This window comes from Rhodanobacter denitrificans (assembly GCF_003335105.1).
In the GTDB taxonomy this organism is placed as follows: Bacteria; Pseudomonadota; Gammaproteobacteria; order Xanthomonadales; family Rhodanobacteraceae; genus Rhodanobacter; species Rhodanobacter denitrificans_A.
This window is the reverse complement of sequence record NZ_QFWQ01000003.1, coordinates 361,626-376,786: the sequence shown is the minus strand read 5'-3', so window position 1 is coordinate 376,786 and position 15,161 is coordinate 361,626. Positions and strand designations below refer to the sequence as shown.

The following is a 15,161-nucleotide window of genomic DNA, read 5'->3' as shown; positions in this document are numbered from 1 at the left end:
GCCTCAGAAGCTCATGAAGTAGCCGCCGTTTACCGGCAGGTTGACGCCGGTGAGGTAGCCGGCGTCGTCGGCGGTGAGGAAGGCCACGGCGCGGGCAATGTCGGCGGGCAAGCCGAGCCGGCCCACCGGGATGTCGGCGACGATCTGCGCGCGGATCTCGTCCGGCACGGCGGCGACCATCGGAGTGTCGCAGTAGCCGGGCGAGACGGTGTTGACGGTGACGCCCTTGCGCGCGGTCTCGCGCGCCAGCGCCATGCTGAAGCCGTGCACGCCGGCCTTGGCGGCGGAATAGTTGGTCTGGCCGAACTGGCCGGTCTGGCCGTTCACCGAGCTGATGTTGACGATGCGGCCGAAGCCGCGTGTGGCCATGCCCTCGACCACGTGGCGGCACATGTTGAACACGCCGTCCAGATTCACCCGCATCAGCTCGTGCCACTGCTGCGGCGTCATCTTGCGCAGGCTGGTATCGCGGGTGATGCCGGCGGCATTGACCAGGATGTCGACGCTGCCGTGCTGCTGTTCGATCCGTTCTACCAGTTGCCGGCAGCTGTCGAAATCGCTGACGTCGGCCGGCTCGAACGCGATGGCGCCTCCGAAGCCGGCGACCTCGGCGTGGAACGAGGCCACGCGCTCTTCGCGCGAAGCCAGGTCCAGCGCGATCACCTTGCGTCCGGCGCGGGCCAGCTGGCGGCAGATTTCCGTGCCGAGGCCGCCGATGCCGCCGGTGACCAGCGCGGTACGGGAAGAAGGGTCGGTTCGAGTCATGTTCGGATCCATCGGGGCGCCAATGCCGCAGGGCAGCACGTGTTGTGCTGCAGCGATCGGGATGGGGTGCAAACGAACGGCGCGCCGAAGCGCGCCGTGGGGGTCAGGCCGGAATCAACCGGATTTCTTGCCGCCGCGGCTGGACGCACCGGGGGTGGGAATCACCTTGGCGGCGGTGTCCATCAGTCCGCGCTGCAGCGCCTGGAACGCGGCGAGGTTGCGTTCGGTCAGGTCGTTCAGCGTGTTCCAGGGGGTCTGTCCCATCAGGTTGTTGAGCTGGCTGCGGAACTGCGTCTGCTGGTCGAGGAAGACCTGCAGGCTGCGCTCCAGGTAAGGGCCCATGAAGCCCTGCAGCGAATCGCCATAGAAGCGGATGATCTGGCTGAGCAGTTGCGGCGACAGCATCGGCTGCCCCTTGTCCTCGTGCTCGGAGATGATCTGCAGCAGCACCGAACGCGTCAGGTCCTCGCCGGTCTTGGCGTCGCGGACCTCGAAATCCTCGTTGTCCAGCACCAGCTGGCGGACTTCCTCCAGCGTGATGTAGCTGGAGATCTCCGTGTCGTAGAGACGCCGGTTCGGATACTTCTTGATGGTGCGCTTTGTTTGTGCCATGCGGCGAACGCTAGCAGAAGATATTGCGCCGCACCAGTCGGCATGCTGCACCCTCCGGTGCAGCATGCCCGCATCAATGCCCCGCCGCGCCGCCGGCGCTCCCGAACGGCGGTTTGGCGAACCACAGCACCGGGATCAGCAGCACGAACAGGATCGCGCAGGCCCAGAACACGTCGTTCACCGCGAGGGTCAGCGCCTCGCGCGTCAGCAACTGGTCGATCAGGCCCAGGCTTTGCGTGTGCGACAGTCCGCCGTGCGTCAATTGCCCGATGAACTCGGTGGCCGCCGGGTGGCCCGGGCTGACGTACTCGGTCAGGCTGGCATGGTGCGATTCGCCGCGGTGCTGCCACAGGGTCACCATGATCGCGGTGGACACGCTGGAGCCGATCGTGCGGCAGAAGTTGGACAGGCCCGAGGCGCTGGCGATCTGGTCCACCGGCAGGCCGGACAGGTAGACCTGGTTCAACGGGATGAAGAAGCACGGGATCGCCAGGCCCATCACGAAGCGCGGCACCACCAGGGCGGAGAACGAGGCGGAGCTGTCGAAGGTGGAGAACCAGTATGCGGTGCCGGCGAACACCAGGAAGGCGAACGTCACCACCGCGCGCAGGTCCAGCCGGTGCATGTTCTTGCCCAGCACCGGCGCGATCAGGAACGCCAGGATCCCCACCGGCGCGGTGGCCAGGCCGGCCCAGGTGGCGGTGTAGCCCAGGGTGATCTGCAGCCACAGCGGGAACACCACGTTGATGCCGAAGAACGCGAACATGCCCAGCGACAGGCTGATCACGCCGACGGTGAAGTTGCGCTGCCGGAACAGCGACAGGTCGACCACCGGGTGCTTCGCGTGCAACTCCCACGCGATCAGGAAAGTGAGGCAGACCAGCGCGACGAGGCCGAGGGTGAGGATCATCGGCGAGGAGAACCAGTCATGGTCGTTGCCGTTGTCCAGCATGAACTGCAGCGCGCCCACGCCGACCACCAGCAGCAGCAGGCCGATCATGTCGATCGGTGCCTTGTAGGTTTTCGTCTCGCGCTTGCGCAGCAGGCCCCAGGTGACCACGGCCGCCGCCAGACCCACCGGCAGGTTGATGTAGAAGATCCACGGCCAGGAGAAATTGTCGGTGAGCCAGCCGCCCAGGATCGGGCCGAAGATCGGCGCCACCACCACGGTCATCGCCCACAGCGCGAGCGCGATGCCCTGTTTCTCCTTCGGATAGTTCGACAGCAGCAGGGTCAGCGACAGGGCCACCATCGGGCCGGAGCCGGCGCCCTGCAGCAGGCGGCCGATCACCAGCATCGGCATGCTGGTGGCCAGGCCGCACAGCATCGAGAACACCACGAACATCAGCACCGAGCCGACGAAGGTCTTCACCTCGCCGAAGCGGCGCGCCAGCCAGCCGGTCAGCGGCTGCATGATGGCGCTGGCCAGCGCGTAGGAACTGATCGTCCAGGTGCCTTCGCTCGGACTCACGCCGAGGCTGCCGGCGATGTGCGGCACCGCGACGTTGACGATCGTCATGTCCAGCACCTCCATGAAGGTGCTGAACGCGACGGCGATGGTGAGCAGCGCCAGCGGGCCGCCGTGCAGCGGCTTCGGCGGTGCCGCGGAAACGGCGTCGTTCGGCGTGGCGGCCATGGCGGCTCAGTCCGCGGCGCTGGGCAGGTTGGCGCGGATGATCCGCTCCGCTTCCGCATCGGCCTTGCTGGCCATCTGCTCGTAGACGTCGGTCTGCGCCACCGGCTGCGCCGCCGCCGCGTTGGCCAGCACGCTGCCCCGGTCGTTGCGGATGTCGACGGTGACGTCGGTGGACAGGCCGATGCGCAGCGGGTGCTGGTCCAGCTCCTTGTTGTCCAGCGCGATGCGCACCGGCACGCGCTGCACCACCTTGATCCAGTTGCCGGTGGCGTTCTGCGCCGGCAGCAGCGAGAACACGCTGCCGGTGCCGGCGCCCAGGCCGATCACCTTGCCGTGGTAGACGGCATCGCTGCCGTACAGGTCGGAGACGATCTTCGCCGGCTGGCCGATGCGGATGTGGCGCAGCTGGCTTTCCTTGAAGTTGGCGTCGATCCACAGGTCGTGCAGCGGCACCACGGTCATCAGCTGCTGGCCCGGCTGCACGCTGTTGCCCAGCTGCACGCTGCGCTCGGCCACGTAGCCGGACACCGGCGCGTAGATCGCGTTGCGCTGCGCGGCAACCCAGGCCGCGCGGAAGTTCGCGCGGGCCTGCATCACCACCGGGTTCTGCGCCACGTCGGTGCCCTCGATCGCCGCGTGCGCGGCGGCGGACTGCGCCTCGGCCGCGTTCACCGCGGCGCGCGCCTGTTCCACGCCGTCGCGCAGGTGCTGCACGATCTCCGGCGATTCGGCCTGGGCGGCGATCAGCGGCAGGCGCCGCCGCAGGTCCGCCTCGGCCTTCTTCAGGTCGAGCCTCGCGGCGACCACCTGGGCGTCGGCGCTGGTCGCCGAGCTGGTCTGCTGGCGCACGCCGCGCACGGCCTGGGCCAGCGCGCTGCGCGCCTGCGCAAGCCGGGTGTCGGCGTCGGTGCTGTCCAGTTTCACCAGTACCTGGCCGGCCTCGACATGCTGGGTATCGTCGGCGAGGATCGCCACCACCGTGCCCGGTACCTGCGCCGAGATCGCCACCTGATTGCCGCCTACATAGGCGTTGTCGGTCTTCTCGCGGGTGGAGAGCACGAAGAGCCACAGCAGGAACCAGGCCAGCGCGGCGAGGACGAAGACGCCGGTCACGATCAGCAGCGTCCGGCGGCGCTTGGCCGGATCCTTCGCGGCCATGCCGCTGTCATTGGCATCGACGGAGGTCGTGGCGGATTCAGTGGCGCTCATGGCTGGGGGCTCCGGCATTGGCGGAAGGGGATGAGGAGGCAGTGGTTTCGCCGGCGCGGCGGTAACCGCCGCCCAGGGCCTTGATCAGGGCCAGGTCGGTGCTTGTGGCCTGCGCCTGCAACTGGGTGGCGGCATCGCGCTGCTGCAAAAGCGCGGCCTGTGCGCCCAGGCTCTCGCGGATGTCGCGCACGCCCTGCCGCGCGCGCGCCTGCGCGCTCGCCAGCAGGCGCTGCCCGGCGTCGAGCTGGGCCTGCTGCTCGTGCTGGCGGGCGGCGACCTGTTCGGCGCCCAGCGCCTGCGTGGCCACCTCGCGCGCGGCGGCCAGCACGGTGCTGTCGTACTGCGCCACGGCGGCGTCGAGCTGGGCCCTGCGCACGCCGTAGTTGGCTTCGAGCGCGCCGCCGCTGAAGATCGGCAGGTGCAGCGCCGGGGTCAGCGCGAAGGTGCGGCTGCCGGCGGTGAGCAGCTTGTCGAGGTCGATGCTCGACAGGCCGGCGAGCGCGGTGATGCCGATGTCGGGAAAGAATTCGGCGCGTGCGGCATCGGTCTGCTTCAGCGCCGCCTCGACCTGCCAGCGGCTGGCGGCGATGTCGGGACGACGCGCGATCAGATCCAGCCCGGCATCGGCCGGCACGCCGCGCGCGATCTTCGGCAGCGGACGCGCGTGCAGTTCGGGCAGGGTGGCCGGCGCCACGCCGAGCAGCGAGGCCAGCGTGGCGCGACGGATCTTTGCCGAGCCGTCGAGCGCCACCCGCATTTCGCGCACCGCGGCCAGCTGGGCCTGCGCCTTCTGTGCCACGTCGGGCAGGTCCACGCCCTGGCGCACGCGCAGCCCGGCGATATCGGCAAGCCGCTGCTGCGTGGCGAGCAACTGGTCGGCAAGTTGCAGCCGTGCCTGGTCGGCCTGCCAGCCGAAGTAGGTATCGGCGACGGCGTACTGGATCGCCAGGGCGGCCGCGCTGCGCTGCGCCTCGGCGGCATGCGCCTGGTCCAGCGCCGCTTCCATCGTCGCGCGCTTCTTGCCCCACCAGTCGAAGTCGTACTGCAGCTGCACGCCGAGGTCGGCCTGGTTGTACCAGGTGAAACCGAGGAACCTGCTCGGGATCAGTCCGTGCTCGCTCATCCGCTGGCGCGATATCTGCGCACTGCCGTTGACCGACAGGCCCAGCTGCGCCGCCGCCAGCTGGGCCGACTGCTCGGCGCCCTGCACGCGGCTTTGCGCCAGGGCCAGGTCCGGTGACTGCCGCATGGCGCGGTCGATCAGGTCGTCCAGTTGCTGATCATCGTAGTGGCGCCACCATTCGGCGGCCGGCCAGTCGGCGCGGGCCGGTGCCTGCAGGCCGGCCAGCGGCACGTCGTCGCGCAGCGCAGGTTCGCCGAGTCTGGCAGGTGCGGCGGCACAGCCTGCCAGCGCCAGCAGGGTCGCGGCGACCAACGCCGTGCGACCGCGGAGCGGGGCATGTTTCATCGGGGTTTCCTTCATGGGAGGCGGCTCTCGCCCAGCTGATCGAGGTTGCCGGCCAGCTTGCGCAGCAGGCGATCGAGATGGCGTTTGTCGGTATCGCTGAAACCGGAAAACATGGTGGCGACGCGGGGAAACATCGGCGGCAGCATCTTCTGCACGAAGCGCCGTCCGGCCGGGGTGATGCGGATCAGCACGCGGCGGCGATCCTGTTCGCTGCCGCCGCGGGTGATCAGGCCGCGCTTGACCAGTGCGTTGGCGATGCGCGTCATGTTGGTGGCGCCCTGCGAGGTGTATTCGCACAGTTCGCCCGGGGTGGAGCTGCCGTCCGGGCGGCTGTACAGGATCATCAGGGTCAGGAATTCGCTGTGGTTGAGCTTGTACGGCTTCAGCTTGAATTCGAGTTCTTCCTCGATGTCGTCGCCGAGCATCAGCATCAACCGGCACAGTCGCGCTTCGAGCGAAGGTACTTGCGGGATGATCTGGCTGACCCGGCCGACGCCTTCGTCCATCATCACGATGCAGTTTGCCAGTCGTGCCATTTCACTGACTCATATTTCACCAGTGAAATAAAAAATAACAGACCCCGGCCACCGCTCGCAAGTGACGGATGGCCTAAGCGTCAGAGCTTGAGAAGAAAACCACTTCCCGTGGTTTTCTTCTTGTCGCGAGTCCGGTATACGCCCGGACTCGCTCACATGAAACAGTCACCCCAGTGACTGTTTCATGTCCGGCCATCGATGGCCGGTCTGAGAGGTTGAAAAACCCACAGCCTCTCAGTCGAGCCCGAACAGGCGGCGGGCGTTGGCGCTGGTGGCGGCGGCAATCTCCGCTTCCGGCGCGTTGCGCAGCGCCGCGATGCAGCGCAGGACCTCGGTGACGTGGGCCGGTTCGTTGCGCTCGCCGCGGTGGGCGGCGCCGGGCTGGTCCGGCGCATCGCTTTCCAGCAGCAGGAACTCGATCGGCATCTGCGCCACGATGCGGCGCAGGCGCTGCGCACGCTCGTAGGTCACCGGGCCGCCGATGCCCAGGTGGAAGCCCATGGCCCACAGTTGCCGGGCCTGCTGCTCGCTGCCGGAAAAGCTGTGCACCACGCCGCGCAGGCCGCCGTGCCGGCGCAGGGTCAGCGTGACTTCCTCGAGTGCGCCGCGCGCATGCACGATCACCGGCAGGTCGCGCTCTTGCGCCAGCTGCAGCTGGCCGATGAAATAGTGCCGCTGCAATTCGAGATCGAGGCCGTCCACGTGGAAGTCCAGGCCGATTTCGCCGATCGCCACCGGACGGTTTTCGTTCAGCCAGGAAAGCAGCTTGCCGACATCTTCCGGGGCGTGCCGGGACAGGAACATGGGATGCAAGCCATAGGCGGGGTGAAGGCCAGCATGAACGGCGCAGAGATCGCGGATTTTCGGCCAGCTTCCGGCATCGACGGCGGGAATGACCATCCTGCCGATCCCCGCCAGGCGGGCGCGCTGGATGACCGCTTCGCGGTCGTCGGCGAAGGCGGGGTCATCGAGATGGACATGACTGTCGACGAGTTGGAGCATGATTCGCTTTTCGTGCGCTGGCAGAGAGTTCCGCGACCTTGACGTGAAGATAATGTAACGGGCGTGAGCTAGCTCCGATTCAGTTGGAAAAATGTTCAATGACCATGCGGGTTGCTGTGCGGGTGCCGGCAATGCGGCCAAACAAAACAGAGGAGAGGATTGTGATGAACAGGTTGACAGTCAATGTACTGAATATTGCCATCGCGGCAGCACTCGCCACCGGTCTCGCGGCCTGCAACCGCAACGCTGATGCGGGCGTTTCCGGCGCCTCTGCGGATGCCGGCGCCAGTGCCAGTGCGGATGCCGGGGTCAAGTACGCCAAGGTCGTCAGCGTCGATCCGATACGTTCGACCGTGAACAACCCGAAACAGGTCTGCCACGACGAGACGGTCACCCACTCGGAGCCGCCGAAAGACCAGCACCGGATCGCCGGCACGGCGATCGGCGCGGTGGTCGGCGGCCTCCTCGGCAACCAGGTCGGTGGCGGCAAGGGCCGGACCCTGGCCACGGTGGCGGGCGCGGTCGGCGGCGGTTACGCCGGCAACCGCATTCAGGCCAGCCGCCAGCAGGCGCAGGTGAGCACTTCGGTCGAACGCAAGTGCGATACCGTCAACAACACCAGCAACAAGATCGTCGGCTATGACGTGCGCTACGTATACAACGGCGTCACCCGCACGGTGCGGATGGATCACGACCCCGGCGATCGGGTGCAGGTGCAGGAAGGCGTGACGGCCGTGTCCGACGCCCGCTGAAACCAACCACAGGAAAGGACGTGATCCCATGAACGCACTCGTCAGCAAATTTGCCCTGATGTCGGCGATGACCGCGGGACTGGCCCTCGCCGGCTGCGCCACCAGCCCCTACGGCAACAACGGCAACTACGATCGCGGTTACCAGGGTTCGCAGGGTGGTTATGGCTACGGCGACCGGAACGTCCGCTGCCAGACCTGCGGTGTCGTGCAGGACGTGCAGCAGGTCTACGTCGACGGCAGTGGCAACGGCGGCACGCTGGGCGCGATCATCGGTGCGGTTGCCGGCGGCGTGCTCGGCAACCAGGTCGGCAAGGGCGATGGCCGCAAGGCTGCCACCGTGGTGGGCGCGGTCGCCGGTGGCGTGGTCGGCAACCAGATCGGCAAGCGCAGTGACGGCAGCAATGCCGCCTGGCGCATCGTGGTGAGACTGGACAATGGCCAGTACGCCACGGTGACCCAGCGCGAGAATCCCGGTGTCCGCAACGGCGACTATGTCGAGGTGCGTGGCGACCACGTCTATCCACGCTGATCAATCCGATACGGACGTCTGGACGTCCAAAAAAAAGGCCATCGAAAGATGGCCTTTTTTGTTTGTTTGTCGAATCGTGCGACCATGGACGGCCGCTCGTCTCGTTCGCGCGACCATGGATGGTCGCAGGATCGTTGAGAAGTGCAGCCAGGGATGGCTGCCCGTTTGACTCTCGCGATCATGGATGGTCGCAAAGGCGACCCTCACATCAGTTCACGGCGTAGAACGCATGTTCGCCGATCGTCACGCTGGGCCGGTTGCGCGACCATGCCGGCGCGATCGCGGTCGTGGCGAAATGATCCGCGTGCGGCACCAGCATGCGCCGCTGTGCAATCGGCAGTTGCCAGTTGCGCAGCGACGTGCCGGCCACTTGCCACGCCTTGTTGAAGGCTTCCAGGTTGCTGATCTCGAACGAGCCTGGCGTAGTGGTGATCGCGAACTGGTGCGGCGCCGTGACCACCTTGCACAAGGTGTTGCCCCAGCGGCCGCGATCGAGCCGGCGCATCGCGACCTCGGCTACGGCGAGTTGCCCGTTGAGTGGTTCGCTGCGTGCTTCCAGGTAGACCGTGGTGGCCAGGCAAGCCTGGTCGGCGACGGGCTGGGGCATCAGGGACGTCAGCCACAACAGCATGGAAAGTTTCATGGTTCTGCCTCCAACGTGCTGTACGCGCGAAGTCGGATTGCAACTTCATGCGCCGTTGCGGTGGACGGGCGGGCAGGCCGTTCCACCTGGATCACCGTCATGGCCGAAACTTGTGGCCATGACGTTTTGCCACGGGATTGTGGCGGTCGAGCGGCGGATTCGATGCCGATCGGGATTTGGCTGTCGGGCGTTGCGCGGCCGCATCGGCCGTGTTGCCTTCGACTGTTGCGCACTCGTTTGGTTGCGAGGCGATATTCCATCCGGCGTCAGCTTTTGCCGGGTCGCGCCGATCCGGATTCATCCGGTTCGTCGCGTGTATCGGCACCCCGTGTTCCGGATGCCGCGATATTCGATCGGCGGAGCCTAGTGGCTGAATTTTCCGCTGGCAAGTGCCGGGGCGCCGAAGTTTAACTGACGCTCACGATGGGTTGACAAGTGTCGTCACGAAAAAAAACGATCGTCACGCATGCATCACGCGATCATCACTCATGCCGGCCACGAAGCGACGAGTTGCAGCGTGGTGCCGTCGTCGAAGACAAGCGTGTGCCCATCGCCTGCATGCGCAGCGATGTCGTCGTTCAACACGACGAGTGCTTCGATGACGTCGTCTGCAACGATGGCGTCGAGCACACAGCCGACATCGCGACCTTCGCTGCGCAGGACATCGCCGGCATCCATCGCTTGCGACAATCTGACGCGGTGCAGGTGTCGCTTGTGTCCGCCGCGGAAGTGCAGCCGCGCGACGATCTCCTGGCCGGGGTAGCAACCCTTGTCGATGGCGACGGCATGCAGGCGATGCAGCGACAGTGCTGGCGGCAGCAGTTGGTCCTGCAGTTGCGCGGGCAGCCAGGGCCAACCCGCCTGCAGCTGCGGCAGGCGCCATGCGTCGTCGCCGGTACCGGTGGCACTGATGCGCAGACTGTGCGTGTCGCAACCGAGCGAGATGCTTTCGCCATCGTCCGTGACGGAGTGCAGCGGCTTTGCCGGGCCGGTTGCGAGAATGCGCGGCGGCAATGCCGTCACGTCGACGCTCGAGCGGAACACGAAGCGCCGCAGCACATCGGCCATCGACGCGGCGACACCTCCGCGCAGCAGCAGCAGGTAGCGGTCGTCGGCAAGTCGGGCCAGATGGAAGAGGACGCGTACGCGTCCCTGCGGATCGAGCCAGGCACTGAATTGCCAGTGGCCGGCGGCGAGCGAGTTGACCGCGCTGCCGAACTGCGCATGTGCAAAAGCCGCCGCGTCGGGGCCTTCGATCAACAGGGTTTCGGCGGGATGGTGTGTCGGCATGAGACTGGCGGAGTTGGGGGCAGGAGAGGCAAGCCACAAGTGGCGATGTCGCGATATGGCCACGCCGAAGCGTGGTGCATGGTTGTACTGCATTGCCGCAAGTATTAACCTTTGCCGGCTTTCAAAGACCATGTCCGATACCTCCTCTCCAGCCGAATCCACACCAGTTTCCGTTCCGGCGGAAACGACAGCCGTGCCTGTGGGCCTGGCAGCGGACAAGGCGTCGGAGGAGCGGCCGGCTCCGGATCCCACGCGTTACGGTGACTGGGAAAAGAACGGGCGCTGTATCGACTTCTGAACGGCCGCGCGGCGCACGTCGCCGTCGCGTATCAGGACAGGGGAAGGTGCGGCATGGGCATCAGCGATTCCACACAGGATAGCCGCCATGGCAGATACGCAACGACCGCTCTCCCCGCACCTGCAGATCTACCGCAAACAGGTGCAGATGATGACCTCCATCACGCATCGCGCCACCGGCATCGCGCTCGCCATCGGCACCTTGCTGGTGGTCTGCGGCCTGCTGCAGCTGGCGGCGGGTGAGGAGAGCTTCAACCGCTTCAAGGGCATCATCGGCAGTCCGGTCGGCATCGTCCTGCTGCTCGGCTGGAGCTGGTCGCTGTTCTACCACCTGTGCAACGGCATCCGGCACCTGCTGCAGGATGCCGGCCTCGGTTACGAGATTCCCCAGTTCGTCCGCTCCAGCTGGCTGTCGGTCGCCGGCAGCATCGTGCTTACGGTGCTGGTCTGGGCTTATGTCTGGATGGCCGGAGGTGCGGCATGAGCGCGAAGGACGTGGTCGTGAAAGACCGCCGCAACCCGTTGAAGACCGCCCGCGGACTGGGCTCGTCGCAGTCCGGCGTGGGTCACTGGTGGACCCAGCGGGTGACCGCCGCGGCGCTGGTGCTGCTGGGCGTTTGGTTCGTGCTCACCGTGCTTGGCCTGCTGCATGCCGATTACGCCGCCGCCCGTGCCGCGGTGGCGAAGCCCTGGAACGCGCTGCTGCTGATCGCGTTCGTGCTCACCATGTTCTGGCATGCCGTGCTGGGCCTGCAGGTGGTGATCGAGGATTACGTGCACACCCGCTGGAAGGAGGTCGTGCTGCTGGTGGCGATCAAGTTCCTCGCGGTGCTGGGTGCGCTGGCTGGCGTGCTGGCCGTGCTGCGCATTGCGCTGACCCCATAAGACAAGACGCGAGGCCGCGATTTCATGGAAAGCTACAAGGTTCAGCAGCATCTGTATGACGTGATCGTGGTGGGCGCCGGCGGCGCCGGGCTGCGCGCCACGTTCGGCCTGGCCGAGAAGGGCCTCAAGGCCGCCTGCATCACCAAGGTGTTCCCGACCCGTTCGCACACGGTGGCGGCGCAGGGTGGCATCTCCGCCGCGCTCGGCAACATGGGCGAGGACGACTGGCGCTTCCATTACTACGACACGATCAAGGGCTCCGACTGGCTCGGCGACCAGGATGCGATCGAGTACATGTGCAAGAACGCGCCGGCCGCGATCATCGAGCTGGAGCATTACGGAGTGCCGTTCTCGCGCACCGACGAGGGCAAGATCTACCAGCGTCCGTTCGGCGGCATGACCACGCATTACGGCAAGGGCACCGCGCAGCGCACCTGCGCCGCGGCCGACCGCACCGGCCACGCGATCCTGCACACGCTGTACCAGCAGGCGCTGGCGCACGACGCCACGTTCTTCGTCGAATACTTCGCGATCGACCTGATCTTCGACGCCGAAGGCGTCTGCCGCGGCGTGCTGGCGCTGGACATGAACGAGGGCACCTTGCACTTCTTCCGCGGCCACGCGGTGGTGCTGGCCACCGGCGGCTACGGCCGTGCCTATTTCAGCGCCACCTCGGCGCATACCTGCACCGGCGACGGCGGCGGCATGGTGCTGCGTGCCGGCCTGGCGCTGCAGGACATGGAGTTCGTGCAGTTCCACCCCACCGGTATCTACGGCGCCGGCTGCCTGATCACCGAGGGCGTGCGCGGCGAAGGCGGCTACCTCACCAACTCCGAGGGCGAGCGCTTCATGGAGCGCTATGCGCCCAGCGCGAAGGACCTGGCCTCGCGCGACGTGGTCAGCCGCGCGATGACGATCGAGATCCGCGAGGGTCGCGGCGTCGGCGAGCACAAGGATCACATCTACCTGAACCTGATGCACCTCGGCCCCGAGGTCATCCACGAGCGGCTGCCGGGCATCGCCGAGTCGGCGCGCATCTTCGCCGGCGTCGATGTGACCAGGCAGCCGATCCCGGTGATCCCGACCGTGCACTACAACATGGGCGGCATCCCCACCAACTATCACGGCGAAGTGGTGCAGAAGCGCGGCGGCGACGTCGACGCGGTGGTGCCGGGCCTGTTCTCCATCGGCGAGGCGGCCTGCGTATCGGTGCACGGCGCAAACCGGCTGGGTTCGAATTCGCTGCTCGACCTGGTGGTGTTCGGCCGTGCCGTGGCGTATCGCTGCGCCGAGCTGATCCAGCCGGGCACCGCGCACAAGGACCTGCCGACCAACGTGCTTGACCAGTCGCTGGCGCGCTTCGACGCGCTGCGCAACGCGAACGGCAGCACGCCGACGGCGCAGATCCGCGCCACCATGCAGCGCACGATGCAGAAGGACGCCGCGGTGTTCCGCACCGGCGAGTCGCTGGCCGAGGGCAAGCGGAAGATCTCCGAAGTGTTCGACATGTTCAAGGACGTCAAGGTCAGCGACCGTTCGCTGGTGTGGAATTCCGACCTGGTCGAGACGCTGGAGCTGTCCAACCTGTTGGCGCAGGCGGTGGCCACCATGCACGCGGCCGAGCAGCGGCCGGAAAGCCGCGGCGCACATGCGCGCGAGGATTTCCCCGAGCGCGACGACGCGAACTGGATGAAGCACACCCTGGTGTGGGTCGACGAGGCGGGCAGGTCGCGCTTCGACTTCCGCCCGGTGCATTCGAATCCGATGACCGACGAGGTCAAGGCCGTGCCGCCGGCGAAGCGCGTCTATTGACCCGCCGCCGCGGCATCGCGGGAACATCATTGGTTGTACGGCCGGGGCGCAAGCCCTCATGCAGAAAGTCGAAGGGTCCAGCACATGGCAGAGTTTTCGCTACCGAAGAATTCCAAGATCCAGCCGGGCAAGCACCACCCCGCCAAGGATGCGAAGAAGCCGCGTACCTTCCGCATCTACCGCTGGTCGCCTGACGACGGGCAGAACCCGCGCATCGACACCTACGAGGTCGATCTGGCCGCATGCGGCCCGATGGTCCTGGACGCGCTGCTGAAGATCAAGAACGAGATCGACCCCACGCTGACCCTGCGCCGTTCCTGCCGCGAGGGCATCTGCGGCTCGTGCGCGATGAACATCGACGGTACCAACACGCTGGCCTGCACCAAGGCGATCGGCGAGTGCAGCTCGGGCGACGTGAAGATCTATCCGCTGCCGCACATGCCGGTGGTGAAGGACCTGGTGCCGGACCTGACCCATTTCTACGCCCAGTTCGCCTCGATCAAGCCGTGGATCCGCACGCAGAGCCCGGCTCCGGACCGCGAGCGGCTGCAGTCGCCGGAGGAGCGCAAGAAGCTCGACGGCCTGTACGAATGCATCCTCTGCGCGTGCTGCACGACCAGTTGCCCGAGCTACTGGTGGAACGGCGACAAGTACCTCGGCCCGGCGATCCTGCTGCAGGCCTACCGCTGGATCGTCGACAGCCGCGACGAAGCCACCGGCGAGCGCCTGGACGACCTGGAAGACCCGTTCAAGCTGTACCGCTGCCACACCATCATGAACTGCACGCGGACATGCCCCAAGGGCCTCAATCCGGCCAAGGCGATCGCGGAGATCAAGAAGCTGATGGTGGAGCGGCGCTCGGCCTGAGCGCACTACCATGATTCGCAAGGACAGGCCGCCACGCGCGGCCTGTCGCTTTGTGGCGCAGCGGCTACACTTCGCGCTCATGGATACCGATCGAGCCAGTAATGGATGAAGCACGCATCAAGCGCCTGCGCTGGCGCACCCGCCGCGGCACCCGCGAACTGGACGCACTGTTCGGCGGCTGGTTGGACGAGCGCTTCGACACCGCGGATGCGGCGCAACAGCGCGCCTTCGACGAACTGCTCGACGTGCAGGACCCGGACCTGTGGGACTGGGTGATGGGCCATGCGCGTCCCGAACGGACGGACTGGCAGGCGATCATCGATGACATCCGCGCCCGCCATCGGCTTTGAGTACCGTCCGTCGCGGTGGCTGCGGCGGGTCCTGCTGCTGGTCGCCGCGCTGGCGGTGCTGGCGGTGGCGCTGAGCGCGCTGCCCGTGCTGTTGAAGCTGCTGCTGGCAGCGTTCGCGCTGCTGGCAACCTGGCGCACGTTGCGTCGGCTGGCCGCGGATCCCGTCACGGCGGCCGGCTGGGGTGCCGACGACATCTGGACATTGCGCCTGCGCAACCACGAGGACGTACCGGCCACGCTGGCCTCGTTCCGGGTGTATGGCGTGTTCTTCGTGCTGCTGCGCCTGCGCACGGCGGAGCGGGGGGCGCAGGCATTGCTGCTGGTGCCGGACAACAGCGACGCGGACATCCGCCGCCGCCTGCGCATGCGCCTGGCGACCGTGCAGCCCGGCGAAGCCGTGCCGCGCCTTTGATCGGGCGGCAACTTCAACGCTCCAGCGCGGTCCGAGCGAATACCTGATAATGCACGTCCGGGCGGCCCGCCCTGCGATCCCCACAAGCGACCCGCC

At 66.9% G+C, this 15,161-nt stretch carries 18 protein-coding genes; 9 read left to right on the top strand and 9 right to left on the bottom strand.

Annotated elements, in window-relative coordinates; translation table 11 throughout:
* Window positions 1–3 precede the first annotated feature (3 nt).
* The 7 genes from phbB to DEO45_RS04035 form a co-directional block, all read right to left on the bottom strand.
* On the bottom strand, window positions 4–765 hold the full coding sequence (phbB, locus tag DEO45_RS04065; protein WP_114341314.1) for an acetoacetyl-CoA reductase: 762 nt from the start codon (window positions 763–765) through the stop codon (window positions 4–6).
* A 114-nt stretch (window positions 766–879) separates the two neighbouring features.
* Entirely contained in the window at window positions 880–1,377 is a 498-nt protein-coding gene (gene phaR / locus DEO45_RS04060) for a polyhydroxyalkanoate synthesis repressor PhaR (protein WP_114341012.1), read from the bottom strand.
* 73 nt (window positions 1,378–1,450) lie between these two features.
* On the bottom strand, window positions 1,451–3,013 hold the full coding sequence (locus DEO45_RS04055) for a DHA2 family efflux MFS transporter permease subunit (protein ID WP_114341011.1): 1,563 nt from the start codon (window positions 3,011–3,013) through the stop codon (window positions 1,451–1,453).
* Between the two features lie 6 nt (window positions 3,014–3,019).
* Window positions 3,020–4,222 carry an efflux RND transporter periplasmic adaptor subunit gene (locus DEO45_RS04050; protein ID WP_114341010.1) on the bottom strand — a complete coding sequence of 401 codons (1,203 nt, stop codon included), beginning with the start codon at window positions 4,220–4,222 and terminating at the stop codon, window positions 3,020–3,022.
* Entirely contained in the window at window positions 4,209–5,690 is a 1,482-nt protein-coding gene (locus DEO45_RS04045) for an efflux transporter outer membrane subunit (RefSeq protein WP_114341313.1), read from the bottom strand. The genes DEO45_RS04050 and DEO45_RS04045 overlap by 14 nt, the downstream gene beginning before the upstream one ends.
* Before the next feature lie 11 nt (window positions 5,691–5,701).
* Window positions 5,702–6,226, bottom strand: a complete 525-nt coding sequence (locus DEO45_RS04040; RefSeq protein WP_114341009.1) for a MarR family winged helix-turn-helix transcriptional regulator — start codon at window positions 6,224–6,226, stop codon at window positions 5,702–5,704.
* A gap of 234 nt (window positions 6,227–6,460) precedes the next feature.
* Window positions 6,461–7,228: a TatD family hydrolase gene (locus DEO45_RS04035; RefSeq protein ID WP_114341008.1), complete on the bottom strand. Its 768-nt coding sequence runs from the start codon at window positions 7,226–7,228 to the stop codon at window positions 6,461–6,463.
* A 164-nt stretch (window positions 7,229–7,392) separates the two neighbouring features.
* Here DEO45_RS04035 and DEO45_RS04030 point away from each other — a divergent pair, with 164 nt between their 5' ends.
* Both DEO45_RS04030 and DEO45_RS04025 read left to right on the top strand, forming a co-directional pair.
* Window positions 7,393–7,980: a glycine zipper 2TM domain-containing protein gene (locus DEO45_RS04030; protein ID WP_114341007.1), complete on the top strand. Its 588-nt coding sequence runs from the start codon at window positions 7,393–7,395 to the stop codon at window positions 7,978–7,980.
* A 28-nt stretch (window positions 7,981–8,008) separates the two neighbouring features.
* Window positions 8,009–8,509 (top strand): glycine zipper 2TM domain-containing protein, encoded by a 501-nt coding sequence (locus DEO45_RS04025; protein WP_114341006.1) that lies wholly within the window; start codon window positions 8,009–8,011, stop codon window positions 8,507–8,509.
* Window positions 8,510–8,717: 208 nt separating this feature from the next.
* Here the strand turns inward: DEO45_RS04025 and DEO45_RS04020 are convergent, their stop codons facing one another.
* Both DEO45_RS04020 and DEO45_RS04015 read right to left on the bottom strand, forming a co-directional pair.
* Window positions 8,718–9,152 (bottom strand): cell wall hydrolase, encoded by a 435-nt coding sequence (locus DEO45_RS04020; RefSeq protein ID WP_223250778.1) that lies wholly within the window; start codon window positions 9,150–9,152, stop codon window positions 8,718–8,720.
* Between the two features lie 486 nt (window positions 9,153–9,638).
* Entirely contained in the window at window positions 9,639–10,574 is a 936-nt protein-coding gene (locus DEO45_RS04015) for a YgfZ/GcvT domain-containing protein (protein WP_223250777.1), read from the bottom strand.
* On the opposite strand from DEO45_RS04015, the gene DEO45_RS16800 reads away from it, so the two are divergent.
* The 7 genes from DEO45_RS16800 (at window position 10,498) to DEO45_RS03980 (ending at window position 15,065) form a co-directional block, all read left to right on the top strand.
* Window positions 10,498–10,740, top strand: a complete 243-nt coding sequence (locus tag DEO45_RS16800; protein ID WP_343170877.1) for a DUF1674 domain-containing protein — start codon at window positions 10,498–10,500, stop codon at window positions 10,738–10,740. The genes DEO45_RS04015 and DEO45_RS16800 overlap by 77 nt on opposite strands.
* An 87-nt stretch (window positions 10,741–10,827) precedes the next feature.
* Window positions 10,828–11,223, top strand: coding sequence for a succinate dehydrogenase, cytochrome b556 subunit (gene sdhC, locus DEO45_RS04005; RefSeq protein ID WP_114341002.1), 396 nt, complete (start codon window positions 10,828–10,830; stop codon window positions 11,221–11,223).
* Window positions 11,220–11,624 (top strand): succinate dehydrogenase, hydrophobic membrane anchor protein, encoded by a 405-nt coding sequence (sdhD, locus tag DEO45_RS04000; protein WP_114341001.1) that lies wholly within the window; start codon window positions 11,220–11,222, stop codon window positions 11,622–11,624. The genes sdhC and sdhD overlap by 4 nt, the downstream gene beginning before the upstream one ends.
* A 24-nt stretch (window positions 11,625–11,648) precedes the next feature.
* On the top strand, window positions 11,649–13,436 hold the full coding sequence (gene sdhA, locus DEO45_RS03995; protein ID WP_114341000.1) for a succinate dehydrogenase flavoprotein subunit: 1,788 nt from the start codon (window positions 11,649–11,651) through the stop codon (window positions 13,434–13,436).
* Between the two features lie 84 nt (window positions 13,437–13,520).
* Window positions 13,521–14,303, top strand: a complete 783-nt coding sequence (locus DEO45_RS03990) for a succinate dehydrogenase iron-sulfur subunit (RefSeq protein WP_114340999.1) — start codon at window positions 13,521–13,523, stop codon at window positions 14,301–14,303.
* A 101-nt stretch (window positions 14,304–14,404) separates the two neighbouring features.
* Window positions 14,405–14,653 (top strand): succinate dehydrogenase assembly factor 2, encoded by a 249-nt coding sequence (locus DEO45_RS03985; protein WP_114340998.1) that lies wholly within the window; start codon window positions 14,405–14,407, stop codon window positions 14,651–14,653.
* Window positions 14,625–15,065: a protein YgfX gene (locus tag DEO45_RS03980; RefSeq protein WP_114340997.1), complete on the top strand. Its 441-nt coding sequence runs from the start codon at window positions 14,625–14,627 to the stop codon at window positions 15,063–15,065. Before DEO45_RS03985 ends, DEO45_RS03980 begins: the two co-directional genes overlap by 29 nt.
* Window positions 15,066–15,161 lie beyond the last annotated feature (96 nt).

Excerpts from the sequence above, each read along its gene's own strand:
- phbB (WP_114341314.1), bottom strand. The coding sequence starts at position 765 with ATGACTCGAACCGACCCTTCTTCCCGTACCGCGCTGGTCACCGGCGGC.
- phaR (WP_114341012.1), bottom strand. The coding sequence starts at position 1,377 with ATGGCACAAACAAAGCGCACCATCAAGAAGTATCCGAACCGGCGTCTC.
- DEO45_RS04055 (WP_114341011.1), bottom strand. The coding sequence starts at position 3,013 with ATGGCCGCCACGCCGAACGACGCCGTTTCCGCGGCACCGCCGAAGCCG.
- DEO45_RS04050 (WP_114341010.1), bottom strand. The coding sequence starts at position 4,222 with ATGAGCGCCACTGAATCCGCCACGACCTCCGTCGATGCCAATGACAGC.
- DEO45_RS04045 (WP_114341313.1), bottom strand. The coding sequence starts at position 5,690 with ATGAAACATGCCCCGCTCCGCGGTCGCACGGCGTTGGTCGCCGCGACC.
- DEO45_RS04040 (WP_114341009.1), bottom strand. The coding sequence starts at position 6,226 with ATGGCACGACTGGCAAACTGCATCGTGATGATGGACGAAGGCGTCGGC.
- DEO45_RS04035 (WP_114341008.1), bottom strand. The coding sequence starts at position 7,228 with ATGCTCCAACTCGTCGACAGTCATGTCCATCTCGATGACCCCGCCTTC.
- DEO45_RS04030 (WP_114341007.1), top strand. The coding sequence starts at position 7,393 with ATGAACAGGTTGACAGTCAATGTACTGAATATTGCCATCGCGGCAGCA.
- DEO45_RS04025 (WP_114341006.1), top strand. The coding sequence starts at position 8,009 with ATGAACGCACTCGTCAGCAAATTTGCCCTGATGTCGGCGATGACCGCG.
- DEO45_RS04020 (WP_223250778.1), bottom strand. The coding sequence starts at position 9,152 with ATGAAACTTTCCATGCTGTTGTGGCTGACGTCCCTGATGCCCCAGCCC.
- DEO45_RS16800 (WP_343170877.1), top strand. The coding sequence starts at position 10,498 with ATGGCCACGCCGAAGCGTGGTGCATGGTTGTACTGCATTGCCGCAAGT.
- DEO45_RS04015 (WP_223250777.1), bottom strand. The coding sequence starts at position 10,574 with ATGGTCTTTGAAAGCCGGCAAAGGTTAATACTTGCGGCAATGCAGTAC.
- sdhC (WP_114341002.1), top strand. The coding sequence starts at position 10,828 with ATGGCAGATACGCAACGACCGCTCTCCCCGCACCTGCAGATCTACCGC.
- sdhD (WP_114341001.1), top strand. The coding sequence starts at position 11,220 with ATGAGCGCGAAGGACGTGGTCGTGAAAGACCGCCGCAACCCGTTGAAG.
- sdhA (WP_114341000.1), top strand. The coding sequence starts at position 11,649 with ATGGAAAGCTACAAGGTTCAGCAGCATCTGTATGACGTGATCGTGGTG.
- DEO45_RS03990 (WP_114340999.1), top strand. The coding sequence starts at position 13,521 with ATGGCAGAGTTTTCGCTACCGAAGAATTCCAAGATCCAGCCGGGCAAG.
- DEO45_RS03985 (WP_114340998.1), top strand. The coding sequence starts at position 14,405 with ATGGATGAAGCACGCATCAAGCGCCTGCGCTGGCGCACCCGCCGCGGC.
- DEO45_RS03980 (WP_114340997.1), top strand. The coding sequence starts at position 14,625 with ATGACATCCGCGCCCGCCATCGGCTTTGAGTACCGTCCGTCGCGGTGG.